General features: G+C 61.3%; 23 protein-coding genes and 2 tRNA genes. 21 read left to right on the forward strand and 4 right to left on the reverse strand.

The window, feature by feature from the left end:
- Positions 1-247: 247 nt before the first annotated feature.
- Positions 248-1,015: an FCD domain-containing protein gene (locus tag J5M71_RS17275; protein WP_063911802.1), complete on the forward strand. Its 768-nt coding sequence runs from the start codon at positions 248-250 to the stop codon at positions 1,013-1,015.
- A gap of 135 nt (positions 1,016-1,150) precedes the next feature.
- On the opposite strand, the gene smpB is transcribed toward J5M71_RS17275, so the two are convergent.
- Positions 1,151-1,633: an SsrA-binding protein SmpB gene (gene smpB, locus J5M71_RS17280; RefSeq protein ID WP_013974300.1), complete on the reverse strand. Its 483-nt coding sequence runs from the start codon at positions 1,631-1,633 to the stop codon at positions 1,151-1,153.
- A 162-nt stretch (positions 1,634-1,795) separates the two neighbouring features.
- On the opposite strand from smpB, the gene J5M71_RS17285 reads away from it, so the two are divergent.
- Positions 1,796-2,230: a type II toxin-antitoxin system RatA family toxin gene (locus tag J5M71_RS17285; protein WP_046613141.1), complete on the forward strand. Its 435-nt coding sequence runs from the start codon at positions 1,796-1,798 to the stop codon at positions 2,228-2,230.
- A 61-nt stretch (positions 2,231-2,291) separates the two neighbouring features.
- On the opposite strand, the gene bamE is transcribed toward J5M71_RS17285, so the two are convergent.
- Positions 2,292-2,825: an outer membrane protein assembly factor BamE gene (gene bamE / locus J5M71_RS17290; RefSeq protein WP_085599585.1), complete on the reverse strand. Its 534-nt coding sequence runs from the start codon at positions 2,823-2,825 to the stop codon at positions 2,292-2,294.
- A 97-nt stretch (positions 2,826-2,922) separates the two neighbouring features.
- Here bamE and fur point away from each other — a divergent pair, with 97 nt between their 5' ends.
- Positions 2,923-3,327, forward strand: coding sequence for a ferric iron uptake transcriptional regulator (fur, locus tag J5M71_RS17295; RefSeq protein ID WP_015271870.1), 405 nt, complete (start codon positions 2,923-2,925; stop codon positions 3,325-3,327).
- A gap of 191 nt (positions 3,328-3,518) precedes the next feature.
- Here the strand turns inward: fur and recN are convergent, their stop codons facing one another.
- Positions 3,519-5,192 carry a DNA repair protein RecN gene (gene recN, locus J5M71_RS17300; protein WP_207834321.1) on the reverse strand — a complete coding sequence of 558 codons (1,674 nt, stop codon included), beginning with the start codon at positions 5,190-5,192 and terminating at the stop codon, positions 3,519-3,521.
- A 191-nt stretch (positions 5,193-5,383) separates the two neighbouring features.
- Between recN and grpE the strand changes: the two genes are divergently transcribed.
- The 8 genes from grpE (at position 5,384) to J5M71_RS17340 (ending at position 15,798) form a co-directional block, all read left to right on the forward strand.
- Complete coding sequence (gene grpE, locus J5M71_RS17305; protein ID WP_207834322.1) at positions 5,384-5,941, forward strand: nucleotide exchange factor GrpE; 558 nt, start codon at positions 5,384-5,386, stop codon at positions 5,939-5,941.
- Positions 5,942-6,042: 101 nt separating this feature from the next.
- Positions 6,043-7,968, forward strand: a complete 1,926-nt coding sequence (gene dnaK / locus J5M71_RS17310) for a molecular chaperone DnaK (protein ID WP_207834334.1) — start codon at positions 6,043-6,045, stop codon at positions 7,966-7,968.
- A 197-nt stretch (positions 7,969-8,165) separates the two neighbouring features.
- A complete protein-coding gene (gene dnaJ / locus J5M71_RS17315; protein WP_063911797.1) occupies positions 8,166-9,290 on the forward strand; it encodes a molecular chaperone DnaJ in 1,125 nt (374 codons plus the stop codon).
- A 13-nt stretch (positions 9,291-9,303) separates the two neighbouring features.
- A complete protein-coding gene (gene dapB / locus J5M71_RS17320) occupies positions 9,304-10,110 on the forward strand; it encodes a 4-hydroxy-tetrahydrodipicolinate reductase (protein ID WP_207834336.1) in 807 nt (268 codons plus the stop codon).
- A gap of 327 nt (positions 10,111-10,437) precedes the next feature.
- Positions 10,438-11,574, forward strand: coding sequence for a glutamine-hydrolyzing carbamoyl-phosphate synthase small subunit (gene carA, locus J5M71_RS17325; RefSeq protein WP_063911795.1), 1,137 nt, complete (start codon positions 10,438-10,440; stop codon positions 11,572-11,574).
- A 105-nt stretch (positions 11,575-11,679) separates the two neighbouring features.
- Positions 11,680-14,901: a carbamoyl-phosphate synthase large subunit gene (gene carB / locus J5M71_RS17330; protein WP_207834346.1), complete on the forward strand. Its 3,222-nt coding sequence runs from the start codon at positions 11,680-11,682 to the stop codon at positions 14,899-14,901.
- A complete protein-coding gene (gene greA, locus J5M71_RS17335) occupies positions 14,898-15,380 on the forward strand; it encodes a transcription elongation factor GreA (protein WP_013974292.1) in 483 nt (160 codons plus the stop codon). Before carB ends, greA begins: the two co-directional genes overlap by 4 nt.
- Positions 15,358-15,798, forward strand: a complete 441-nt coding sequence (locus tag J5M71_RS17340) for an MFS transporter (RefSeq protein WP_207834348.1) — start codon at positions 15,358-15,360, stop codon at positions 15,796-15,798. The genes greA and J5M71_RS17340 overlap by 23 nt, the downstream gene beginning before the upstream one ends.
- Positions 15,799-15,942: 144 nt before the next feature.
- On the opposite strand, the gene yhbY is transcribed toward J5M71_RS17340, so the two are convergent.
- Complete coding sequence (yhbY, locus tag J5M71_RS17345; protein ID WP_003249945.1) at positions 15,943-16,251, reverse strand: ribosome assembly RNA-binding protein YhbY; 309 nt, start codon at positions 16,249-16,251, stop codon at positions 15,943-15,945.
- 102 nt (positions 16,252-16,353) lie between these two features.
- Here yhbY and rlmE point away from each other — a divergent pair, with 102 nt between their 5' ends.
- The 10 genes from rlmE to nusA all read left to right on the forward strand — a co-directional run bounded on the left by rlmE (position 16,354) and on the right by nusA (position 24,943).
- Positions 16,354-16,980, forward strand: coding sequence for a 23S rRNA (uridine(2552)-2'-O)-methyltransferase RlmE (rlmE, locus tag J5M71_RS17350; protein ID WP_025340705.1), 627 nt, complete (start codon positions 16,354-16,356; stop codon positions 16,978-16,980).
- A gap of 203 nt (positions 16,981-17,183) precedes the next feature.
- Positions 17,184-19,088: an ATP-dependent zinc metalloprotease FtsH gene (gene ftsH / locus J5M71_RS17355; RefSeq protein WP_015271861.1), complete on the forward strand. Its 1,905-nt coding sequence runs from the start codon at positions 17,184-17,186 to the stop codon at positions 19,086-19,088.
- 8 nt (positions 19,089-19,096) lie between these two features.
- Entirely contained in the window at positions 19,097-19,948 is an 852-nt protein-coding gene (gene folP / locus J5M71_RS17360; protein ID WP_207834350.1) for a dihydropteroate synthase, read from the forward strand.
- 16 nt (positions 19,949-19,964) lie between these two features.
- The gene (glmM, locus tag J5M71_RS17365) at positions 19,965-21,305 is read left to right on the forward strand and encodes a phosphoglucosamine mutase (RefSeq protein ID WP_063911792.1); all 1,341 of its coding nucleotides are present in this window, start codon (positions 19,965-19,967) and stop codon (positions 21,303-21,305) included.
- A gap of 65 nt (positions 21,306-21,370) precedes the next feature.
- Entirely contained in the window at positions 21,371-22,126 is a 756-nt protein-coding gene (gene tpiA, locus J5M71_RS17370; protein WP_063911791.1) for a triose-phosphate isomerase, read from the forward strand.
- 4 nt (positions 22,127-22,130) lie between these two features.
- Entirely contained in the window at positions 22,131-22,529 is a 399-nt protein-coding gene (gene secG, locus J5M71_RS17375) for a preprotein translocase subunit SecG (protein ID WP_015271857.1), read from the forward strand.
- Between the two features lie 21 nt (positions 22,530-22,550).
- A tRNA-Leu gene (locus J5M71_RS17380) sits at positions 22,551-22,636 on the forward strand.
- A gap of 100 nt (positions 22,637-22,736) precedes the next feature.
- A tRNA-Met gene (locus J5M71_RS17385) sits at positions 22,737-22,813 on the forward strand.
- A 130-nt stretch (positions 22,814-22,943) separates the two neighbouring features.
- On the forward strand, positions 22,944-23,402 hold the full coding sequence (rimP, locus tag J5M71_RS17390; RefSeq protein WP_003249960.1) for a ribosome maturation factor RimP: 459 nt from the start codon (positions 22,944-22,946) through the stop codon (positions 23,400-23,402).
- 59 nt (positions 23,403-23,461) lie between these two features.
- Positions 23,462-24,943 (forward strand): transcription termination factor NusA, encoded by a 1,482-nt coding sequence (nusA, locus tag J5M71_RS17395; RefSeq protein ID WP_063911790.1) that lies wholly within the window; start codon positions 23,462-23,464, stop codon positions 24,941-24,943.
- Positions 24,944-24,961 lie beyond the last annotated feature (18 nt).

Genomic DNA, 24,961 nt, shown 5'->3' on the forward strand with positions numbered 1-24,961 from the left:
CCCCTAATTGTTGTTGGTCAGGCACTGGCATTGGATAATTGGTAAGACCAATTTACAATGGCTGGTCGCTAGGTTAAAAGCGTCTCCGTGGGTGTGTCAATTTGTCCTGTGCAAAACTTTGGTCGCGTGCCGATGAGCGGGCCCCTGATGGGCTGGGAAAATCGTTGCCTGATGGGTGTTTGCGCGGCCTGGATCGGCGAGAATAGACGCCCCCTGAAATCTGCCGGGGGTTTGTGGAGAGCATGTGATGGTTTTTGATCAGGTCCGCCAACGGCGCCTGTCCGACGACATCGTCGATCGGTTGGAAGGGATGATTCTGGAAGGCACGCTGACCTCGGGGCAGCGGCTGCCGGCCGAGCGCGTCCTCGCCGAGCAGTTCGGCGTGTCCCGCCCGTCACTGCGTGAGGCGATCCAGAAACTGGTGGCCAAGGGGCTGCTGGTCAGCCGCCAGGGTGGGGGCAATTTTGTCGCCGAGTCCCTGGGGTCCACCTTCAGCGACCCGTTGTTGCAGTTGCTCGAGCACAGTGCCGAGGCGCAGCGTGACCTGCTCGAATTCCGCCATACCCTTGAGGCGTCCTGCGCCTACTACGCGGCTCGGCGCGCCACCGAGCCGGACCGGGCGCGGCTCAAGGCGGCCTTCGATGCGCTGCAGGACTGCTATGCCAGGGCTGACGAAGTGACCCGGGCGGAGGAGGGCGCCGCCGATGCGTGTTTCCACCTGGCGATTGCCGAGGCCAGCCATAACGCCGTGCTGCTGCACACCATTCGGGGCTTGTTCGACCTGCTCAAGCGCAACGTGGTGACCAACATTGGTGGCATGTACCAGCAACGGACCGAGACCCGGGACATGCTGATCAGTCAGCACCGGGAACTGTACCTGGCGATTGTCGAGGGCAGGGCGGAGGATGCGCGGGAGGTGTCCAGCCGGCACATTCTGTATGTGCAGGAGGTGCTGGAGGAGGCGCACGAAGAAGCGCAGCGAGTGGCGCGGGCGGAGCGGCGTAGCGGGCGTTGAGATTTGTATTGGCAATGCTGGCCTCTTCGCGGGTAAACCCGCTCCCACAGGGATGGCACCGAATCTGAATTCAGTGTTAACCCTGTGGGAGCGGGTTTACCCGCGAAGAGGCCGGAGCAGGCTGAAGAAGAGGTATTACTCTTCCTTGCCCTTGTTCCGCACCGCCCGCTGCAGCTCGCGGTTGGAATCGCGCTCGCGCATGGTGTCGCGCTTGTCGAATTCCTTCTTGCCCTTGCCCAGTGCGATTTCGCACTTGATCAGGTGCTTGCTCCAGTACAGCGCCAGGGCCACGCAGGTGTAGCCCTTTTGCGCCACGGCCGCTTCCAGGCGCTCGAGCTCGCGCTTGTTCAGCAGCAGCTTGCGGGTGCGGATGGGGTCGGCGATGACGTGGGTGCTGGCCGTGGTCAGCGGGGTGATGTGGCTGCCGAACAGCCAGGCTTCACCGTCCTTCAGCAGCACGTAGCTGTCAGTCAGGTGCGCCTTGCCGGCTCGCAGGCTTTTTACTTCCCAGCCGGACAGGACCAGCCCGGCCTCGAACTTGTGTTCGATGAAGTAATCGTGTCGCGCCTTCTTGTTCTGCGCGATGGTCCCGGTCGGATGTTTCTTTTGCTTAGCCATAGGGGCGGCATTATAGGCAGTCGCCGCGTTGTCGGCTACGGGATTTCGGTGTGCTTGAGCCACTGCAATGAATACCGGACAATACAGCCCCTGTCTTGGGGACAGTACCTGTTTTCGGCACGCTGTGAAGCGCCGCCACCCAGCCTTGGAAGTGACGCCTGGATGACTACCCATATTCAACGCTCCGCCCTGCTGCCATACCCTGCCCAGGCGCTCTACGATCTGGTCAACGATGTGGCCAGCTACCCGCAGTTCCTGCCTTGGTGCTCGGCCTCGACGGTGATCGAAGCCAGTGACACGCACATGCGCGCCAAGCTTGAAGTGGCCAAGGGCGGCATGAGCCAGCACTTTGTCACGCGCAACGTACTGGTGCCGGGGCAGTCCATTGAGATGAACCTGGAGGAGGGGCCGTTCACCCAGTTGCATGGCCTGTGGGTGTTCAAACCGCTGGGTGACAAGGCCTGCAAGATCAGCCTGGACCTGTCGTTCGACTACGCCGGTCCGCTGGTGCGCGCAACCCTTGGGCCACTGTTCAACCAGGCGGCCAATACGCTGGTGGATGCGTTCTGCCAGCGTGCCAAGCAGCTGAATGCCTGACTGAAAAAGCGGCAACAAAAAGCCCGGACCAGGTCCGGGCTTTTTTGTATCTGCTCGCCGCTTACTGAGGCGAGGTTTCCAGCGGAGCCGGCGTCGGGACCGGGGTGGTCTCGATGGTGTCGATCTCGCGCTGGATGGATTCTTCGACCGAGCCTGGCTTGGCCGGTTTTTCTTCAGGCTGCACGGTTGGCTGCTCTGCCTGGTTGGCCGGGCTGACCGTGGTGTCGCTGCTGCCACCGAGGATTTCCTGGTCGCGGCTGACGCCTGGCATGAAGTCGCCAGACAGGCTGACCAGTTGGTCGCTTTCGTTGAAGAACACGCTCATGCGTTCTTGCTGGCGTTTGCCGCCGCCTGGCTGCAGGCTGTACAGGTAATCCCAACGGTTGGTGTTGAAGGTGTCCTGGATCAGCGGGTTGCCCATGATAAACCTTACTTGCCGGCGGGTCATTCCGGGGCGCAATTGGTCTATCATGTCTTGCGTAACGACATTGCCCTGCTGGATGTCGATTTTGTAAACCCCGGGAAACGAGCAACCGGCGAGTGCGAGCAGTCCCACTAGGGTGAGGCTGGTTAGCAAGAGCTTGGTGTTTTGCATCGGTGGGCGACTTCCACTATCTTGGCTGGACAACGTAAACCCCGATCATACCCGTATTAAGAGAAGCTGCGAAGCAGCATCGGCGAGAAAGCTGACCATGGTTGAAAATAGCGAATTGCGCAAAGCCGGCCTCAAGGTGACCCTGCCTCGAGTCAAGATCCTTCAGATGCTCGACTCCACCGAGCAGCGTCACATGAGCGCCGAGGATGTCTACAAGGCGCTGATGGAAGCTGGCGAGGACGTGGGCCTGGCCACCGTCTATCGCGTACTGACCCAGTTCGAAGCAGCGGGTCTGGTGGTTCGCCACAACTTCGACGGCGGTCATGCGGTGTTTGAACTGGCCGATGGCGGTCACCACGACCATATGGTCAACGTGGAGACCAGTGAAGTCATCGAGTTCATGGATGCCGAAATCGAGAAACGCCAGCGCGAAATCGTGGCCGAGCATGGCTACGAGCTGGTGGACCACAACCTGGTCCTGTACGTGCGTAAAAAGAAGTAACGATTCTTATCGTTATGGATAGCAAAGGCGACCTTCGGGTCGCCTTTGTGCTTTCTGGGGCTGAGAGGTGTGTCGTTTGTGCAGGCCTCTTCGCGGGTAAACCCGCTCCCACAGGTGCTGCACAGGTTTCGGGGCCGGTGAATATCCTGTGGGAGCGGGTTTACCCGCGAAGAGGCCTGAAAATGGAGGGCTCAGGCCTTGCCGCTTACAACCATCTTGCGCGCATGCGCCAGGGATTCCTTGGTCAGGTCGATGCCACCCAGCATCCGCGCCACCTCTTCGACCCGTTCGCGTTTGCCCAGACTGGCCACGGCGGTGTGAGTGGTGTCGCTGTTGCGCACCTTGTGCACGAACAGATGGTGATGCCCCTGTGCCGCGACCTGCGGCAGGTGAGTTACGGTCAGCACCTGGCCGCGTTCGCCCAGGCGGCGCAGCAGTTGGCCGACGATTTCGGCAGTAGGCCCGCCGATACCGACGTCGACCTCGTCGAACACCAGGGTGGGGATGCGCGAGGTCTGAGCGGTAATCACCTGGATCGCCAGGCTGATGCGCGACAGTTCGCCGCCTGACGCCACCTTGGCCAGGCCCTTGAGTGGTTGGCCGGGGTTGGCGCTGACCAGTAGCTCGATCTGCTCCAGGCCATGAGGCGACAGGTCGGCACCCTCGTTGGGCGTGAGCGCGATACAGAAGCGCCCGCCGGGCATGCCCAGGCGCTGGATCTCCTGCTCGACGGCCACCGCCAACTGCTGGGCAGCCTGCTGGCGCAGTGCGCTCAGCTCGCGAGCCTTCTCTTTATAGTGCTGGGCAAAGGCCGACAGTTCTTCACCCAGGCGCTCGATTGACTCGTCACTGGCGTTCAGGCCTTCCAGCTCTTCCATCAGTTGCTGCTGCAGATGGGGCAGTTCGGTGGGGTGCACGCGGTGTTTGCGCGCCAGCGTGTAGATAGTGTCGAGGCGTTCTTCCAGTGCCTGCAGGCGCATGGGGTCGGCGTCGAAGTTGTCGAGGAAGCGATTGAGTTCGCCCACGGCTTCCTCGACTTGGATCTGCGCACTGGCGATCAGGTTGGCCGCTTCGCCCAGTGCCTTTGGTGAGTTGGTGGCGGCACCCAGGCGGTTGAGGCTGGCAGTGAGGGCACTGAGCACATTGCCCGAATCGCTTTCGCTGCACTGGTCGATGACCTGGCGGCAAATGCTGAACAGGGCTTCGGCGCTGGTCAGGTTCTTGTGTTCCTGCTCCAGTTGCTCCAGCTCGTGTTCGCCCAGGCCGAGGTTGTCCAGTTCTTCCAGTTGGTAGCTCAGCAACTGATGGCGGGCGCGCTGCTCATCGCCGGAGTTGGACAGGCGCTCCAGCTCCAGGCGGGTCTGGTTCCAGCGCTTGGCCGCCAGCTGCACCTGGCGGGCCAGGTCGACGGCACCGGCGTACTCGTCGAGCAGGCGGCGGTGAGTATCAGTCTTGAGCAGTGACTGGTGCTCGTGCTGGCTGTGGATGTCGATCAGCAGTTCGCCCAGCGCCTTGAGGTCGCCGAGCGGGCAGGGCGTGCCATTGATGTAGCCGCGGCTGCGGCCTTCGGCAGTAATCACCCGGCGCAGGATGCACAGGCCGTCGTTGTCCAGGTCGCGCTCGGCCAGCCAGGCATGCGCCTCGGGGATATCCACCAGGTCGAAGGTGGCGAGGATGTCTGCCTTGTCCGTGCCGGGGCGCACCACGCCGCTGTCGGCCCGGTCACCCAGGGCCAGGCCGAGGGCGTCGAGCATGATCGATTTACCGGCGCCGGTCTCGCCGGTGATGACGGACATGCCGCGGGCGATCTCGAGGTCGAGATGCTCGACGATGGCGTAGTTGTGAATGGACAGGTGCACCAGCATGGGGCGGCTCCCGAAAGTCAGGTCTGGTTATTTATACAGTACTTTTTTCAGGCCTGCCAATGCCCCTCGGCAGATTCTGTTGCGGCCGGGAAATCCACCTTGCCCCTTGAAGCTGGTTTTTCCGGCCCCATATAGCCGACATCCAAGGCGAGCCTGGCTCGCAGTCCACAAAATTGCGCAGGAGAGACCCCATGGCTGACGAACAGCTGAACGAGAAAGACCTTAACGTCGAAGAGACCGGTGCAGGTAACGCTGCCGACGCCCGTGTCCTGGAACTCGAGGAGCAGCTGGCCGCCGCCAAGGACCAGGCGCTGCGCGCCGTTGCCGACGTGCAGAACGCGCGCCGTCGCGCCGAACAGGATGTCGAGAAAGCCCACAAGTTCGCCCTCGAGAAGTTCTCGGGCGACCTGCTGCCGGTGATCGACAGCCTGGAACTGGCCCTGGCGCACTCCAGTGCCGACGATGAACACGTCAAGCAGATCCGCGAAGGCGTCGAGCTGACCCTGAAGATGTTCCAGGACACCCTCAAGCGCTACAACCTCGAAGCAGTCGACCCGCACGGCCAGCCGTTCAACCCGGAGCACCACCAGGCCATGGCCATGCAGGAAAACGCCGAAGTAGAGCCTAACAGCGTGCTGAACGTGTTCCAGAAGGGCTACCTGCTCAACGGCCGTCTGCTGCGCCCCGCCATGGTGGTGGTCAGCAAGGCGCCGAGCGCGCCACAACCCTCGATCAATGAGAAGGCTTGAAATCTTTCGGGGCATCCCCATCTAGGTGTCAAGCCTTCAAGTATTACCGCAGTTGGCCAAAGTAGTCGCTGCTACCAAATTCAAGTTTCGGGAGAGTTAACATGGGTAAAATCATCGGTATCGACCTGGGGACCACCAACTCGTGCGTCTCTGTGCTGGAAAACGGTAACGTCAAAGTCATCGAAAACGCCGAGGGTGCGCGTACCACCCCGTCGATCGTGGCCTACGCCAACGATGGCGAAATCCTGGTTGGTCAGTCGGCCAAGCGTCAGGCGGTCACCAACCCGCACAACACTCTGTTCGCAGTGAAGCGCCTGATCGGCCGCCGCTTCGAAGAAGACGTGGTGCAGAAAGACATCAAGCTGGTGCCTTACAAGATCGTCAAGGCCAGCAACGGCGACGCCTGGGTGCAGGCCAGCGGCAAGGACATGGCGCCACCGCAGATCAGCGCTGAAGTCCTGAAGAAAATGAAGAAGACTGCCGAAGACTACCTCGGCGAGCCAGTTACCGAAGCGGTCATCACCGTTCCGGCCTACTTCAACGACAGCCAGCGTCAGGCCACCAAAGATGCCGGTCGCATCGCTGGCCTGGACGTAAAACGTATCATCAACGAGCCGACTGCCGCTGCACTGGCTTACGGCATGGACAAGGCCAAGGGCGACCACACTGTCATCGTTTATGACCTGGGTGGCGGTACCTTCGACGTTTCGGTCATCGAAATCGCCGAAGTCGACGGTGAGCACCAGTTCGAAGTACTGGCAACCAACGGCGACACCTTCCTGGGTGGCGAAGACTTCGACATGCGCCTGATCGACTACCTCGTCGACGAGTTCAAGAAAGAGTCCGGCATGGACCTGAAGAACGATCCGCTGGCACTGCAGCGTCTGAAAGAAGCCGCTGAAAAGGCCAAGATCGAGCTGTCCTCTGCCCAGTCGACCGACGTCAACCTGCCGTACATCACTGCAGACGCTACCGGTCCGAAGCACCTGAACGTGAAGATCTCCCGCGCCAAGCTGGAGTCGCTGGTCGAAGACCTGGTCAACCGTACCATCGAGCCTTGCCGCATCGCCCTGAAAGACGCTGGCATCGATGCCAGCAAGATCGACGACGTGATCCTGGTCGGCGGTCAGACCCGTATGCCGCTGGTGCAGAAAGCCGTTGCCGACTTCTTCGGTAAAGAAGCGCGCAAGGACGTCAACCCGGACGAAGCCGTGGCCATGGGTGCTGCCATCCAGGGTGCCGTGCTGGCTGGTGACGTGAAGGACGTACTGCTGCTGGACGTCAGCCCGCTGACCCTGGGTATCGAAACCATGGGTGGCGTGATGACTTCGCTGATCGAGAAGAACACCACCATCCCGACCAAGAAGTCGCAGGTATTCTCGACTGCCGACGACAACCAGGGCGCCGTGACCATTCACGTGCTGCAGGGTGAGCGTAAGCAGGCTGCACAGAACAAGTCGCTGGGCAAGTTCGACCTGGCTGACATTCCGCCGGCTCCGCGTGGTGTGCCGCAGATCGAAGTAACCTTCGACATCGACGCCAACGGCATCCTGCACGTCAGCGCCAAAGACAAGGCCACCGGCAAGTCGCAGTCGATCGTGATCAAGGCCAACTCCGGCCTGTCGGACGAAGAAATCGAGCGCATGGTGCGTGACGCCGAGGCCAACGCCGAGGAAGACCGCAAGTTCGAAGAGCTGGCCGCTGCCCGTAACCAGGGTGACGCGCTGGTTCACTCGACCCGCAAGATGGTCGCTGACGCTGGTGACAAGGTTACCGCTGAAGAGAAAACCGCCATCGAGGCTGCCGTTGTCGCCCTGGAAGCCGCTGTCAAGGGCGACGACAAGGCTGCCATCGACGCCAAGGTCGAAGAGCTGTCCAAGGTGTCGGCGCCGGTTGCCCAGAAGATGTACGCCGAGCAGTCGGCTGAACAGCCTCAGGGCGGCGCACAGCAGGCCGAACCGGAAGCCAAGCACGATGACGTGGTTGACGCTGAGTTCGAAGAAGTAAAAGACAACAACAAGCAGTAATCCCTGCATGTTGTCGGCCGGTTCACCGTCGTTTGGCGGTGAGCTGGTAGGATGTCGCCGCGCGGGGGCTTGCTCCCGCGTTGGCGTATCTGGAATTCGAGAATTTTTACAGCATCTGTCAGTGGCCCGGGTGGGCAAGCGGCGGGTGCTGATGGCGCGGCGTAGATGCCAGACGCCCAACAAGGTGCAAATGACCTATGTCCAAGCGTGATTATTATGAGGTACTGGGTGTCGAGCGCGGCGCCAGCGAATCAGACCTCAAGAAGGCTTACCGTCGCCTGGCGATGAAGTACCACCCGGACCGCAACCCGGGCGACAAAGAGTCGGAAGACAAGTTCAAGGAGGCCAACGAGGCCTACGAAGTGCTGTCTGACGCCAGCAAGCGTGCGGCGTTCGACCAGTACGGTCATGCGGGTGTAGACCCGAGCATGGGGGGCGGTGGTGCCGGTTTCGGCGGTGCCAACTTCTCCGACATCTTCGGCGATGTGTTCAGCGACTTCTTCGGTGGTGGCCGTGGTGGTTCGCGTGGCGGCGCCCAGCGTGGCAGCGACCTGCGCTATACCCTGGAGCTGAATCTGGAAGAAGCGGTGCGTGGCACCACGGTCAGCATCCGCGTACCCACGCTGGTCAACTGCCAGCCATGCGACGGCTCCGGTGCCAAGAAGGGCTCGACCCCGTCCACCTGCCCGACGTGCGGTGGTATTGGCCAGGTGCGCATGCAGCAGGGCTTCTTCTCGGTGCAGCAAACCTGCCCGCGCTGCCACGGCCAGGGCAAGATCATTACCGACCCCTGCACCTCGTGCCACGGCGAAGGCCGTGTCGAGGAATACAAGACGCTGTCGGTCAAGGTGCCGGCGGGTGTCGATACTGGCGACCGCATTCGCTTGTCGGGCGAGGGCGAGGCCGGTACCCATGGTGGCCCGACTGGCGACCTGTATGTGGTGATCAGCGTGCGTGAGCACGAGATCTTCCAGCGTGATGGCAAGCACCTGTACTGCGAAGTGCCGATCAGCTACACCGATGCCGCCCTGGGTGGCGAGCTGGAAGTGCCGACCCTCGATGGTCGGGTGAAGCTGAAGATCCCGGAAGGCACCCAGACTGGCAAGCAGTTCCGCCTGCGCGGCAAGGGTGTTGCCCCGGTGCGCGGTGGTGGTGCGGGTGACCTGCTGTGCCGTGTGGCGGTGGAAACCCCGGTCAACCTCAGCCGCCGCCAGCGCGAGCTGCTCGAAGAGCTGCGTGATTCGCTGGAAGGCGACAGCTCCCACTCGCCCAAGGCCAGTGGCTGGTTCGATGGCGTGAAGCGCTTCTTCGGCGATCTCTGACAAGGAAATGGCTATGCGACGTATTGCAGTGATGGGTGCGGCAGGGCGGATGGGCAAGACCCTCGTCGAAGCCGTGCAGCAACAGGCACCTCAGGCGGGCCTGACGGCGGCGATCGACCGCCCGGACAGCTCGCTGGTGGGGGCTGATGCCGGTGAGCTGGCGGCCCTGGGCCGTATCGGTGTGCTGATTTCCGACGACCTGGCCAAGGTGGTCGACGAGTTCGACGTGCTGATCGACTTCACCCACCCTTCGGTGACCCTGAAGAACCTGGCGTTCTGCCGCAAGGCCGGCAAGGCCATGGTTATCGGCACCACTGGCTTCACTCCGGAAGAGAAGCAGCAACTGGCCGAAGCCGGCAAGGAAATCCCGATCGTCTTCGCCGCCAACTTCAGTGTCGGCGTCAACCTGTGCCTGAAGCTGCTGGATACCGCAGCGCGCGTGCTGGGTGACGATGTGGATATCGAGATCCTCGAGGCGCACCACCGGCACAAAGTCGATGCGCCGTCGGGCACTGCGCTGCGCATGGGTGAAGTGGTTGCCCAGGCGCTGGGCCGTAATCTGCAGGAAGTGGCCGTGTACGGTCGTGAAGGGCAGACCGGTGCGCGTGAGCGTCAGACCATCGGCTTTGCCACCGTGCGTGCCGGTGATGTGGTGGGTGACCATACCGTGCTGTTCGCCGCCGAAGGCGAGCGCGTGGAGATCACCCACAAGGCCTCCAGCCGCATGACCTTTGCCAAGGGGGCCGTGCGAGCGGCGCTGTGGCTGGACGGGCGCGAGCCTGGCCTCTACGACATGCAGGATGTGCTCGAGCTGCGCTGAGCCGTTGTAGCGGTGCTGGCTTCTTCGCGGGTGAACCCGCTCCCACAGGAATTATGCAGGGCTCAGGCTTTGCGCGGTCCCTGTGGGAGCGGGTTTACCCGCGAAGCAGGCGCCGCGGATGTCAGCCTGTCGCATTGATATGTTTTAGAGACACATCTGCGGTAGACCGAAAACGCACTTTTCTGTAAGCTACAGCTTTAGTGTGTCCACTAAAAGCGCGCAGCGAATTGAATTCAGCACATGAAAGCGGGGTGACGTGTCCATACGTCACTCCGCTTTTTTGCAACCTGCGATCGCCCTTTCATGCTTGATTTACGGGAGGTCTTCTTGACAAAGCCAGCCATACTCGCCCTTGCCGACGGCAGTATTTTCCGCGGTGAAGCTATCGGTGCCGACGGTCAGACCGTTGGTGAGGTGGTATTCAACACCGCTATGACCGGCTACCAGGAAATCCTTACAGACCCTTCCTACGCGCAGCAAATCGTTACCCTGACCTATCCGCACATCGGCAATACCGGTACTACCCCGGAAGACGCCGAGTCGAACCGCGTCTGGTCCGCTGGCCTGGTCATCCGTGACCTGCCGCTGCTGGCCAGCAACTGGCGTAATACCCAGTCGCTGCCTGAGTACCTCAAGGCCAACAACGTCGTCGCCATCGCTGGCATCGACACCCGTCGCCTGACCCGAATCCTGCGTGAAAAGGGCGCTCAGAACGGTTGCATCCTCGCCGGTGACAACATCAGCGAAGAAGCCGCCATCGCCGCTGCCCGCGCCTTCCCGGGCCTGAAGGGCATGGACCTGGCCAAGGTCGTTTCCACCAAGGAACGCTACGAGTGGCGCTCCAGCGTGTGGGAGCTGAAGACCGACAGCCACCCGACCATCGAAGCCGCTGACCTGCCGTACCACGTGGTCGCCTTCGACTACGGCGTCAAGCTGAACATCCTGCGCATGCTGGTTGCCCGTGGCTGCCGTGTGACCGTGGTGCCGGCCCAGACCCCGGCCAGCGAAGTGCTGGCACTCAACCCGGACGGCGTGTTCCTGTCCAACGGCCCTGGTGACCCCGAGCCGTGCGACTACGCCATCCAGGCGATCAAGGAAATCCTCGACACCGAGATCCCGGTATTCGGCATCTGCCTCGGCCACCAGCTGCTGGCCCTGGCTTCTGGCGCCAAGACCGTGAAAATGGGCCACGGCCACCACGGTGCCAACCACCCGGTCCAGGACCTGGACACCGGTGTGGTCATGATCACCAGCCAGAACCACGGCTTTGCCGTTGACGAGGCCACCCTGCCGGGCAACGTTCGCGCCATCCACAAGTCGCTGTTCGACGGCACCCTGCAGGGTATCGAGCGTACCGACAAGAGCGCGTTCAGCTTCCAGGGCCACCCTGAAGCGAGCCCAGGCCCGACCGACGTCGCGCCACTGTTCGATCGTTTCATCGATGCCATGGCCAAGCGCCGCTGAGCATCCTGCTTCAAGGCCCCGGGCCGGCTTGCGCCGCGCCCGGAAGCGCCTGACCCAGATTGTTCAAAGCGGCTTGCCGACTGACCCCGGATTTGAGTGACAACCATGCCAAAACGTACAGACATCAAAAGCATCCTGATTCTCGGCGCTGGCCCGATCGTGATCGGCCAGGCCTGCGAATTCGACTACTCCGGCGCCCAGGCCTGCAAGGCCCTGCGCGAGGAAGGTTTCCGCGTCATCCTGGTGAACTCCAACCCGGCCACCATCATGACCGACCCGGCCATGGCCGACGCCACCTACATCGAGCCGATCAAGTGGCAGTCGGTGGCCAAGATCATCGAGAAAGAGCGCCCGGACGCACTGCTGCCGACCATGGGTGGCCAGACCGCACTGAACTGCGCCCTGGACCTGGAGCGCCACGGCGTTCTGGAAAAGTTCGGCGTGGAAATGATCGGCGCCAACGCCGATACCATCGACAAGGCCGAAGACCGCTCGCGCTTTGACAAGGCGATGAAGGACATCGGCCTGGAGTGCCCGCGCTCCGGTATCGCCCACAGCATGGAAGAAGCCAACGCCGTCCTCGAGCGCCTGGGCTTCCCGTGCATCATCCGTCCGTCGTTCACCATGGGCGGCACTGGTGGTGGTATCGCCTACAACCGTGAAGAATTCGAAGAAATCTGCGCCCGCGGCCTGGACCTGTCGCCGACCAAGGAACTGCTGATCGACGAATCGCTGATCGGTTGGAAGGAATACGAGATGGAGGTGGTCCGCGACAAGAAGGACAACTGCATCATCGTCTGCTCGATCGAGAACTTCGACCCGATGGGCGTGCACACCGGTGACTCGATCACCGTTGCCCCGGCACAGACCCTGACCGACAAGGAATACCAGATCATGCGCAACGCCTCGCTGGCGGTGCTGCGTGAAATCGGTGTTGAAACCGGCGGTTCCAACGTGCAGTTCGGTATCTGCCCGAACACTGGCCGCATGGTCGTGATCGAGATGAACCCGCGCGTTTCGCGTTCCTCGGCGCTGGCCTCCAAGGCCACCGGCTTCCCGATCGCCAAGATCGCTGCCAAGCTGGCTGTCGGCTACACCCTCGACGAGCTGCAGAACGACATCACCGGCGGCCGCACCCCGGCGTCCTTCGAGCCGTCGATCGACTACGTCGTCACCAAGTTGCCGCGTTTCGCCTTCGAGAAATTCCCGAAAGCCGACGCCCGCCTGACCACCCAGATGAAATCCGTGGGTGAAGTCATGGCCATCGGCCGTACCTTCCAGGAGTCCCTGCAGAAAGCCCTGCGCGGCCTGGAAGTCGGCGCCTGCGGCCTCGACCCGAAAGTCGACCTGGCCAGCCCGGAAGCCAACAGCATCCTCAAGCGCGAGCTGACCGTACCGGGCGCCGAGCGTATCTGGTACGTGGCTGACGCCATGCGCGCCGGCATGACCTGCGAGCAGATCTTCGACCTGACCGGCATCGACATGTGGTTCCTGGTGCAGATGGAAGACCTGATCAAGGAAGAAGAGAAGGTCAAGACCCTGGCCCTGTCGTCGATCGACAAGGACTACATGCTGCGCCTCAAGCGCAAGGGCTTCTCTGACCAGCGCCTGGCCAAGCTGCTGGGTATCACCGACAAGAACCTGCGCCGTCACCGCCACAAGCTGGAAGTGTTCCCGGTGTACAAGCGCGTCGACACCTGCGCTGCCGAGTTCGCCACCGATACCGCCTACCTGTACTCCACCTACGAGGAAGAGTGCGAGGCCAACCCGTCGACCCGCGACAAGATCATGATCCTGGGTGGCGGCCCTAACCGTATCGGCCAGGGTATCGAGTTCGACTACTGCTGCGTACACGCCGCACTGGCGCTGCGTGAAGACGGTTACGAGACCATCATGGTCAACTGCAACCCGGAAACCGTCTCCACCGACTACGACACCTCCGACCGCCTGTACTTCGAGCCGCTGACCCTGGAAGACGTGCTGGAAGTGTGCCGCGTCGAGAAGCCGAAAGGCGTGATCGTCCACTACGGCGGCCAGACCCCGCTGAAACTGGCCCGCGCCCTGGAAGAAGCCGGCGTACCGATCATCGGTACCAGCCCGGATGCCATCGACCGCGCCGAAGACCGTGAGCGCTTCCAGCAGATGGTTCAGCGCCTGAGCCTGCTGCAGCCGCCAAACGCTACCGTGCGCAGCGAAGAAGAAGCCATCAGCGCTGCTGGCGGCATCGGCTACCCGCTGGTCGTGCGCCCGTCCTACGTACTGGGCGGCCGTGCCATGGAAATCGTCTACGAACTGGACGAGCTCAAGCGCTACCTGCGTGAAGCCGTACAGGTGTCCAACGACAGCCCGGTACTGCTGGACCACTTCCTCAACTGCGCCATCGAGATGGACGTGGATGCGGTGTGCGACGGCACCGACGTGGTGATCGGCGCGATCATGCAGCACATCGAACAGGCCGGCGTTCACTCCGGTGACTCGGCGTGCTCGCTGCCACCTTACTCGCTGAGCAAGGAAGTGCAGGACGAAGTCCGCGTACAGGTCAAGAAAATGGCCCTGGAACTGGGCGTGGTCGGCCTGATGAACGTGCAGCTGGCCCTGCAGGGCGACAAGATCTACGTGATCGAAGTCAACCCGCGCGCCTCGCGTACCGTACCGTTCGTGTCCAAGTGCATCGGCACCTCCCTGGCGATGATCGCGGCTCGCGTCATGGCCGGCAAAACCCTGAAAGAGCTGGGCTTCACCCAGGAAATCATCCCGAACTTCTACAGCGTCAAGGAAGCCGTCTTCCCGTTCGCCAAGTTCCCGGGGGTTGACCCGATCCTCGGCCCTGAGATGAAATCGACTGGTGAAGTCATGGGTGTTGGTGACAGCTTCGGTGAAGCCTTCGCCAAGGCCCAGATGGGTGCCAGCGAAGTGCTGCCAACCGGCGGTACCGCGTTCATCAGCGTGCGTGACGACGACAAGCCGCAAGTGGCTGGCGTTGCCCGCGACCTGATCGCCCTGGGCTTCGAAGTGGTTGCAACTGCCGGCACCGCCAAGGTTATCGAAGCGGCTGGCCTGAAAGTGCGCCGTGTGAACAAGGTGACCGAAGGTCGCCCGCACGTGGTCGACATGATCAAGAACGACGAAGTGTCGCTGATCATCAACACCACCGAAGGCCGCCAGTCGATCGCCGATTCCTACTCGATTCGTCGCAATGCGCTGCAGCACAAGATTTACTGCACTACCACCATTGCGGCCGGTGAAGCCATCTGCGAGGCGTTGAAATTCGGTCCGGAAAAGACCGTTCGTCGCCTGCAGGATCTGCATGCAGGACTGAAAGCATGAGCATTACCAAGTACCCGATGACCGTCCAGGGCGCCCGCGCCCTGGAAGAGGAGCACCTGTTCCTGAGCAAGACCGAGCGCCCGCGCCTGAGCCAGGCCATCGGTGAAGCGCGCGAGCTGGGCGACCTCAAGGAAAACGCCGAATACCATGCTGCCCGTGAGGAGCAGGGCATGGTCGAGGCGCGTATCCGTGATATCGAAGGCCGCCTGCAGAACTCGGTGGTGATCGACGTGACCACTATCCCTCACACCGGCAAGGTGATTTTCGGTACCACCGTGGTACTGGCCAACACCGAAACCGATGAAGAGGTGAGCTACCAGATCGTCGGCGAGGATGAAGCCGACGTGAAACAGGGCAAGCTCTCGAGCGGAGCACCGATTGCCCGTGCCATCATCGGCAAGGAAGAAGGTGATACTGTCGTCGTCAAGACGCCTAGCGGCACGGTCGAGTACGAGATTGTCGAAGTCAAGCACATCTGACCGGCGCCTGCGGGCGCCATCCCTCGAGGGGATCCTCTGGCAGCTGGCTCAGGTTTTCTGGGTCGGTGGCCTGTGGGTGTTTCACGTGGGGCTGGTGCCCGCGCTCAAGGTCAGTGGCCTGGCACCGCTGCTGGTGCAGGACATCGCCGGGCAGATCGACCGCTGGTTGATCGGCGTGGCGTTGCTTGGTTTGTTGACCCAGCTGGCAGTGCTGGCGAGGGTGGACGGCCTGGCGGCCTGGTGGCGGCAGTTCCGTGGCCAGATGCTGTTGCTCGGCTTCGGTGCCTGCGTGGGGTATTACACCTTGCGCTACGGAATATCCGTTGGCGAACGCTGGCAGCTGCTCTGTTTCCTGGTGCTGGGCTTTTCCGGCATCGTGCTGGTGGCCCAGCCGGTGCCGGTCAAGATGCGCCGCTAAACGGCTCGAGATCGCTGGGGCCGCTTTGCGGCCCTTTCGCGACACAAGGCCGCTCCCACAGGGATTGCGTTGTGCCGCAGGTCGGTGCAATCCCTGTGGGAGCGGCCTTGTGTCGCGATGGGCTGCGCAGCAGCCCCTTTGCCGTTACTTGTAACGGTGGATGTTGGACAGCTGCTTGTTCGGCTGTGGGTTCTTGCGGTAGATCAGCGCTTTCTTGCCGATGGTCTGCACCAGCTCGGCACGGCCGGCCTTGCACAGTTCGGCAATGGTCTCGGCCCGCTCTTCGCGGTCTTCCGAGCGAATTTCGACCTTGATCAGCTCATGGTCGACCAGGGCGCGCTCCAGTTCGGCGATGACGCCTTCATTCAAACCGTTGCCAGCAACGATCAGGACCGGCTTCAGGTCATGACCAATGGACTTGTATTGCTTCTTCTGCTCGTTATTGAGCGGCATAATCTGACCCTTTCCGTCTGATTCTGTAAAATTGACCGGCATTTTACCCGAGGGCCACCGGCTCCGCCCAGTCAATCACGACGCATATCATCGAGGTGCCCCGTGGTACAACGTTCCAAAAGCAGCGCAAACTGGCTGCGAGAGCATTTCAACGATCCTTTTGTGAAACAGGCACAAAAGGATGGCTACCGCTCGCGTGCGAGCTACAAATTGCTGGAGATCCAGGAAAAGGACCGGCTGATCCGCCCAGGCATGAGCGTGATCGACCTCGGTGCGGCTCCTGGTGGCTGGTCGCAGGTGACCAGTCGTCTGATTGGTGGCCAGGGCCGCCTGATCGCGTCCGACATCCTGGAAATGGATTCGATCCCGGATGTGACCTTCATCCAGGGCGATTTCACCCATGATGAGGTGCTGCAGCGCATTCTCGAGGCGGTCGGCGATTCGCACGTAGACCTTGTGATTTCCGACATGGCCCCCAATATGAGTGGTACGCCCGCAGTGGACATGCCGCGTGCGATGTTCCTCTGCGAGCTGGCCCTCGATCTGGCAACCCGCGTGCTAAAGCCCGGCGGCGACTTCCTGATCAAGATTTTCCAGGGCGAAGGCTTTGACGTGTACCTCAAGGACGTGCGCAGCAAGTTCGACAAGGTACAGATGCGCAAACCGTCGTCGTCGCGTGACCGTTCCCGCGAGCAGTACCTGCTGGGCAGGGGTTTCAAAGGGGCGTGAAAGGCGTGAAGCGGGGTGGCCGATAGTTATTTCCAATCGGCCGCTGCGTCAGGATCGTCCGAACTTCGTGTAGTCTAGCTTTCACAAAGGGTTACAGACGGTGCCTGCGGCTGCGTAGGTAATGTAGTAAGTTAGGGCGATGAATATCATGCGAGGAACGGCTGCGTCGTGCGCCGACCTCAGAGGGTAGCGAATTGAACGACATGGCAAAGAATCTGATCCTGTGGTTGATCATCGCAGCTGTCCTGGTGACGGTGATGAACAACTTCTCCAGCCCTAACGAGCCGCAGACCCTCAACTATTCCGACTTCATCCAGCAGGTCAAGGATGGCAAGGTCGAGCGTGTGACCGTCGACGGCTACATCATTACCGGCAAGCGCGCCGACGGCGACAACTTCAAGACCGTGCGCCCGGCCATTACCGACAACGGCCTGATCGGCGACCTGGTCGACAACCACGTCATCATCGAAGGCAAGCAGCCTGAGCAGCAGAGCATCTGGACCCAGCTGCTGGTGGCCAGCTTCCCGATCCTGGTGATCATTGCCGTGTTCATGTTCTTCATGCGCCAGATGCAGGGCGGTGCGGGCGGCAAAGGCGGGCCGATGAGCTTCGGCAAGAGCAAGGCGCGTCTGCTGTCCGAAGACCAGGTCAAGACCACCCTGGCCGACGTTGCAGGCTGCGACGAAGCCAAGGAAGAGGTTGGCGAGCTGGTCGAGTTCCTGCGCGATCCGGGCAAGTTCCAGCGCCTGGGTGGCCGTATCCCGCGTGGCGTGCTGATGGTCGGCCCGCCCGGTACCGGTAAGACCCTGCTGGCCAAGGCCATCGCCGGCGAGGCGAAGGTGCCGTTCTTCACCATTTCCGGTTCGGACTTTGTGGAAATGTTCGTCGGTGTCGGTGCCAGCCGTGTGCGCGATATGTTCGAGCAGGCCAAGAAGCACGCCCCGTGCATCATCTTCATCGACGAGATCGACGCCGTTGGTCGCCACCGTGGCGCCGGCATGGGTGGCGGTCACGACGAGCGTGAGCAAACCCTCAACCAGCTGCTGGTGGAGATGGACGGCTTCGAGATGAACGATGGCATCATCGTCATCGCTGCTACCAACCGTCCGGACGTGCTCGACCCGGCGCTGCTGCGCCCCGGCCGCTTCGACCGCCAGGTGGTGGTTGGCCTGCCGGACATTCGTGGTCGCGAACAGATCCTCAAGGTACACATGCGCAAGGTACCGGTCGGCGAGAACGTCAATCCGGCGGTCATCGCCCGCGGTACCCCTGGCTTCTCCGGCGCAGACCTGGCCAACCTGGTCAACGAGGCCTCGCTGTTTGCCGCGCGCGCCAACAAGCGCCTGGTCGAAATGAAAGAGTTCGAGCTGGCCAAGGACAAGATCATGATGGGCGCCGAGCGCAAGACCATGGTCATGTCCGAGAAAGAAAAGCAGAACACCGCCTACCACGAGGCTGGCCACGCCATTGTCGGTCGCCTGGTGCCTGAGCACGATCCGGTCTACAAGGTTTCGATCATTCCGCGTGGTCGTGCCCTGGGCGTGACCATGTTCCTGCCCGAAGAGGACCGCTACAGCCTGTCCAAGCGCGCACTGATCAGCCAGATTTGCTCGCTGTACGGTGGCCGTATTGCCGAGGAAATGACCCTGGGCTTCGACGGTGTCACTACCGGTGCGTCCAACGACATCATGCGTGCCAGCCAGATCGCCCGCAACATGGTGACCAAGTGGGGCCTCTCCGAAAAACTCGGCCCGCTGATGTATGCCGAGGAAGAGGGCGAAGTGTTCCTGGGCCGCAGTGCTGCCAGCCAGCACGCCAGCGTTTCCGGTGAAACCGCCAAGCTGATCGACTCGGAAGTGCGCAGCATCATCGACCAGTGCTACGCCACGGCCAAGCAGCTGCTCACCGACAACCGTGACAAGCTCGATGCCATGGCCGAAGCGCTGATGAAGTACGAGACCATCGATGCCGAGCAGATTGACGATATCATGGCCGGCCGTACCCCGCGCGAACCGCGCGACTGGGATGATGACTCTGCTTCGGGCAAGCCTGCCGCCCAGGGTGATCGCCCAGAATCGCCGATCGGCGGTCCAGCGGCTCAACACTAAGGGCATCTATGAGCTCAGTGCAGTACCCGACCCGGTTGCCTTGCGGCAACCGGGTTCTTGATTTGTCGCGTACCCATGTCATGGGTATTCTCAATATCACCCCTGATTCCTTCTCCGATGGCGGGCGCTTCAATCAGCGCGACGAGGCGTTGCGTCATGCCGAAGCGATGGTTGCTGCAGGCGCCACGCTGATCGATATCGGCGGCGAGTCCACGCGGCCGGGCGCGCGCGCGGTATCGGTGACCGAGGAGCTGGAGCGGGTGGCACCCATGGTCGAGGCGATCAACAGCCGCCTCGATGTGGTCATCTCGGTCGATACCTCCACGCCAGCGGTCATGCGTGAATCGGCGCGCCTCGGTGCCGGGCTGATCAACGACGTGCGAGCCCTGGAGCGCGATGGCGCCCTGGACGCGGCCGCGGATACCGGCCTGCCGGTGTGCCTCATGCACATGCGCGGCGAGCCGGGTAACATGCAGGACGACCCGCATTACGAAGATGTGACCGTCGAGGTTACGCGTTATCTTGAGCAGCGAATGGCCGCCTGTGCAGCGGCGGGCATCGACGCTAACAGAATCATTCTTGATCCGGGCTTCGGTTTCGCCAAGACACTGGCGCACAACCTGAGCCTGTTCAAGCACATGGAAGCGCTCTATCGCCTTGGGCGCCCGCTGCTGGTGGGTGTTTCACGAAAGAGCATGATCGGCCTGACGCTGGAACGTCCGGTCGGCGAGCGCTTGTACGGCAGCCTTGCGCTGGCGGCGTTGGCCATGACCAAGGGGGCGAGCATTCTTCGTGTCCATGACGTGGCCGAAACCGTTGATGTAGTGCGCATGATCGCTGCGGTGCAAAACGCCGAATAAGAACATTGGAGCCCCTATGAGCAGAAAATACTTTGGTACCGACGGCATTCGTGGCCGCGTCGGCGAATACCCGATCACGCCTGACTTCATGCTGAAGCTTGGCTGGGCGGCCGGCATGGCCTTCCGCAAGCAAGGCCACTGCCGGGTGCTGGTGGGCAAGGACACGCGTATCTCCGGTTACATGTTCGAGTCCGCACTCGAAGCCGGCCTGTCCGCGGCGGGTGCCGACGTGATGCTGCTCGGGCCGATGCCGACACCGGCCATCGCCTACCTGACGCGTACCTTCCATGCCGAAGCCGGCATCGTCATCAGTGCCTCGCACAACCCGCACGATGACAACGGCATCAAGTTCTTCTCGGGCCAGGGGACCAAGTTGCCGGATGAAGTCGAGCTGATGATCGAGGAGTTGCTCGACCAGCCGATGACCGTTGTCGAGTCGGGCAAGCTGGGCAAGGTTTCGCGCATCAACGATGCCGCCGGCCGCTATATCGAGTTCTGCAAGAGCAGCGTGCCGACCAGCACCAGCTTCGACGGCCTCAAGCTGGTTGTCGATTGCGCCCACGGTGCCACCTACAAGGTTGCGCCAAGCGTGTTCCGCGAGCTGGGTGCCGAGGTGACCGTGCTGCACGCTCAGCCCGACGGCCTGAACATCAACGAAGGCTGCGGCTCGACCCACATCGAATCGCTGCAGGCTGCCGTGCTGGTGGGCCATGCCGACCTGGGCATCGCTTTCGACGGTGACGGCGATCGCGTGTTGATGGTCGACCATACCGGTGCCATCGTCGATGGTGACGAGCTGCTGTTCATCATCGCCCGCGACCTGCAGGACCGTGGCAAGCTGCAGGGCGGGGTAGTGGGCACGCTGATGAGCAACCTGGGCCTGGAGCTTGCGCTGAAGGACCTGGATATCCCGTTCGTGCGGGCCAAGGTCGGCGACCGCTACGTCATGGCCGAACTGCTGGAGCGTGAGTGGCTGGTCGGTGGTGAAAACTCCGGTCACGTCGTGTGCTGCAACCACACCACCACGGGTGACGCGATCATCGCTGCCCTGCAGGTGCTGATGGCGCTCAAGCGCCGTGGCGAAACCCTGGCCCAGGCCCGTCAGGCCCTGCGCAAGTGCCCGCAGGTGCTGATCAACGTGCGCTATGGCGCCAGCAAGGTCGACCCGCTGGAGCACCCGTCGGTCAAGGAAGCCAGTGCCAAGGTGACCGAGGCCTTGGCCGGCCGCGGCCGCGTGCTGCTGCGTAAATCCGGTACCGAGCCGTTGGTGCGGGTGATGGTCGAGGGCGAGGACGAAAGCCAGGTGCGTGCGCATGCAGAAGCGCTGGCCAAACTGGTCGGCGAAGTTTGTGTCTGAAGGCGCTTGCCAGCGCAGATAGGGTTGGGTACTATCTGCGCCCACTTTGACCGACGAGGTAAAGCATGCGTCGCCCTATGGTAGCTGGTAACTGGAAGATGCACGGTACCCGCGCTAGCGTCGCTGAGCTGACCGAAGGCTTGAGAAATCTAGCCTTGCCGAGCGGAGTGGAAGTCGCAGTGTTTCCACCGGCCTTGTTCATCAATCAAGTGATCGATGGTCTGGCAGGTAAGGGAATTACTGTCGGCGCACAGAATTCTGCAGTACAACCCGAACAGGGTGCGCTGACCGGAGAAGTTGCTCCGGAACAGCTGGTTGAAGCAGGTTGCAAGTTGGTGTTGATTGGTCATTCGGAGCGTCGCCAGATAATTGGTGAAACCGACGAAGTGCTCAATCGCAAGTTTGCAGCGGCCCAGGCCAAAGGTTTGAAGCCAGTGCTTTGCATCGGGGAAACCCTTGAAGAGCGCGAGGCTGGCAAAACGCTCGAAGTTGTCGGGCGTCAACTAAGCAGTATCATCGAAGCATTCGGTGTTAAGGCTTTTGCCAATGCAGTAATTGCCTATGAGCCTGTATGGGCCATCGGCACCGGCCTTACGGCCACGCCACAGCAGGCCCAGGATGTGCACGCAGCCATCCGCGGCCAGCTGGCGGCAGAAGATGCTGAAGTGGCTGCGAAGGTGCAGTTGCTCTACGGCGGCAGCGTGAAGGCGGCCAATGCGGCCGAACTGTTCGGCATGCCGGATATCGATGGGGGGCTCATTGGTGGGGCTTCCCTGAACGCAGACGAATTCGGTGCAATTTGTCGCGCCGCAGGAAACTGAACAAATGCTGGAAACAGTCATCGTTGTTTTTCATCTGTTGGCAGCGCTGTCGCTTGTAGTGCTGGTTCTGTTGCAACAGGGTAAGGGTGCGGAAGCAGGTGCATCTTTCGGCGCGGGTGCTTCAAATACCGTGTTCGGGAGTCAGGGCTCTGCAACGTTCCTGAGTAAATTAACTGCTATACTCGCTGCCACTTTCTTTTTGACAGCACTTGGGTTAGGATACTTCGCGAAGCAACAAGCTCACCAGCTTAGCCAAGCGGGTCTTCCGGATCCAGCAGTGCTAGAAGTGAAAGAGCCGCAGAAACCGGCAGTTAATGATGATGTACCGGTGCTCCAGCAGCAGAAGAGCGAAACCACTCCTAACACGGGTGATGTACCTCCTCCGGCACAAGAGCAGAAGTAACGGGTTTCAAGTAGTAGTATTGCCGAGGTGGTGGAATTGGTAGACACGCAACCTTGAGGTGGTTGTGCCCATAGGGTGTAGGGGTTCGAGTCCCCTTCTCGGTACCAATTAAAGCTTGAGAGCCCGCTTTAGCGGGCTTTCTTGCAGGTGAAGGTTCGGATTTGACCCTCAGCAGGGTTCGGTCTTATACTTTTGCCCCAGCTTTGTCGCGGGGTGGAGCAGCTTGGTAGCTCGTCGGGCTCATAACCCGAAGGTCGTTGGTTCAAATCCAGCCCCCGCAACCAGCTTCAGCGGAGCCCCTTTTCAGGGGCTTTTTGCTAACCGAACAGTTTTCGGCGTCGTTGTCCAACGGCGCTTTCAGGGATGGGCGCTTCGCCCATTTTTTATTTGCACAGCATGCACGAGGGGGTTCAGGTGTCGAGCAAGCTAGAACAGTTGCAGGCCTTGTTGGCCCCGGTTGTCGAGGGTCTGGGCTATCAGTGCTGGGGGATCGAATACGTTTCCCAGGGTAAGCATTCGGTACTGCGCATCTACATCGACAAGGAAGGCGGCATCCTGGTGGACGACTGCGAAGCGGTCAGCCGTCAGGCCAGCGCAATTCTCGATGTGGAAGATCCGATCAGCAGTGAATACACCCTCGAGGTGTCTTCTCCAGGCATGGATCGCCCACTGTTCACTCTGGAACAGTTTGCCTCGCATGCCGGCGAACAAGTGAAGATCAAGCTGCGCTCACCCTTCGAGGGTCGTCGTAACTTCCAGGGCCTTCTCCGCGGTGTGGAGGAGCAGGACGTGGTGGTCCAGGTGGACAATCAAGAGTTCCTGTTGCCGATCGACTCGATCGACAAGGCCAATATTATTCCCAGTTTTGACTGAGACGTGCCGGGCCCGGCGGACGATCCGGGCCCAATGGCTTGCGCAAGGCGAGGCGTACGATGAGCAAAGAAGTACTGCTGGTTGTTGAATCGGTATCCAACGAAAAAGGTGTACCACCCGGCGTCATTTTCGAAGCGCTGGAAGTGGCACTGGCCACTGCAACCAAAAAACGTTTTGAAGACGAAGTCGACCTGCGTGTGGAAATCAACCGCCACACCGGTAGCTACGAAACCTTCCGTCGCTGGACCGTGGTCGACGAAGCTGATCTTGATGATCCGGCGATCGAGACCTGGTTGAGCAAGATTCACGAAACCCACCCTGATGCCAAGGTTGGTGACGTGATCGAAGAGAAGATCGAGTCCATCGAGTTCGGTCGTATCGCCGCCCAGACCGCCAAGCAGGTCATCGTGCAGAAGGTCCGAGAGGCCGAGCGTGCCCAGGTGGTCGATGCCTACCGCGAGCGCGTTGGCGAGATCATCTCCGGTACCGTCAAGAAGGTTACCCGCGACAACGTCATCGTTGACCTGGGCAACAACGCCGAGGCCCTGCTGGCTCGCGAAGACATCATTCCGCGCGAGACTTTCCGTGTTGGCGTGCGCCTGCGTGCGCTGCTCAAGGAAATTCGCACCGAAAACCGTGGTCCTCAGCTGATCCTGTCGCGCACCGCGCCACAGATGCTGATCGAGCTTTTCCGCATCGAAGTGCCGGAAATTGCCGAGGGCCTCATCGAAGTCATGGCTGCCTCCCGTGATCCGGGTTCGCGAGCCAAGATCGCCGTCCGCTCCAAGGACAAGCGCATCGACCCGCAAGGCGCCTGTATCGGCATGCGTGGTTCGCGCGTCCAGGCTGTATCCGGGGAGTTGGGTGGTGAGCGTGTGGATATTGTCCTGTGGGACGATAACCCGGCGCAGTTTGTCATCAACGCCATGTCGCCGGCTGAAGTCGCGGCGATCATCGTTGATGAAGATGCCCATGCCATGGACATCGCCGTTGCCGAGGACAACCTGGCCCAGGCCATTGGTCGTGGCGGTCAGAACGTTCGCCTGGCCAGTCAGCTGACCGGCTGGACCCTGAACGTGATGACCGAGAAGGACATCCAGGCCAAGCAGCAGGCCGAAACCGGTGACATCCTGCGCAATTTCATCGATGAACTGGAAGTCGACGAGGAGCTGGCCCAAGTGCTGGTCGACGAAGGCTTCACCAGCCTCGAAGAAATTGCCTACGTACCGTTGGAAGAAATGCTCAACATCGATGGCTTTGACGAAGATATCGTCAACGAGCTCCGCGCTCGAGCCAAGGACCGTTTGTTGACCAAGGCCATCGCTACCGAAGAAAAACTGGCAGACGCCCATCCGGCTGAAGACCTGCTCTCCCTTGAGGGCATGGACAAGGACTTGGCGGCGGAACTGGCGGTGCGCGGCGTGGTTAACCGCGAAGACCTGGCCGAGCAGTCGATAGACGATCTGCTCGACATCGACGGCATCGACGAAGAGCGTGCCGGCAAGTTGATCATGGCCGCCCGAGCCCACTGGTTCGAGTAATTAGGCGCGGCCTGAGGA

Origin of the sequence: Pseudomonas sp. 43(2021) (genome assembly GCF_017490805.1) — a bacterium.
GTDB lineage: Bacteria > Pseudomonadota > Gammaproteobacteria > Pseudomonadales > Pseudomonadaceae > Aquipseudomonas.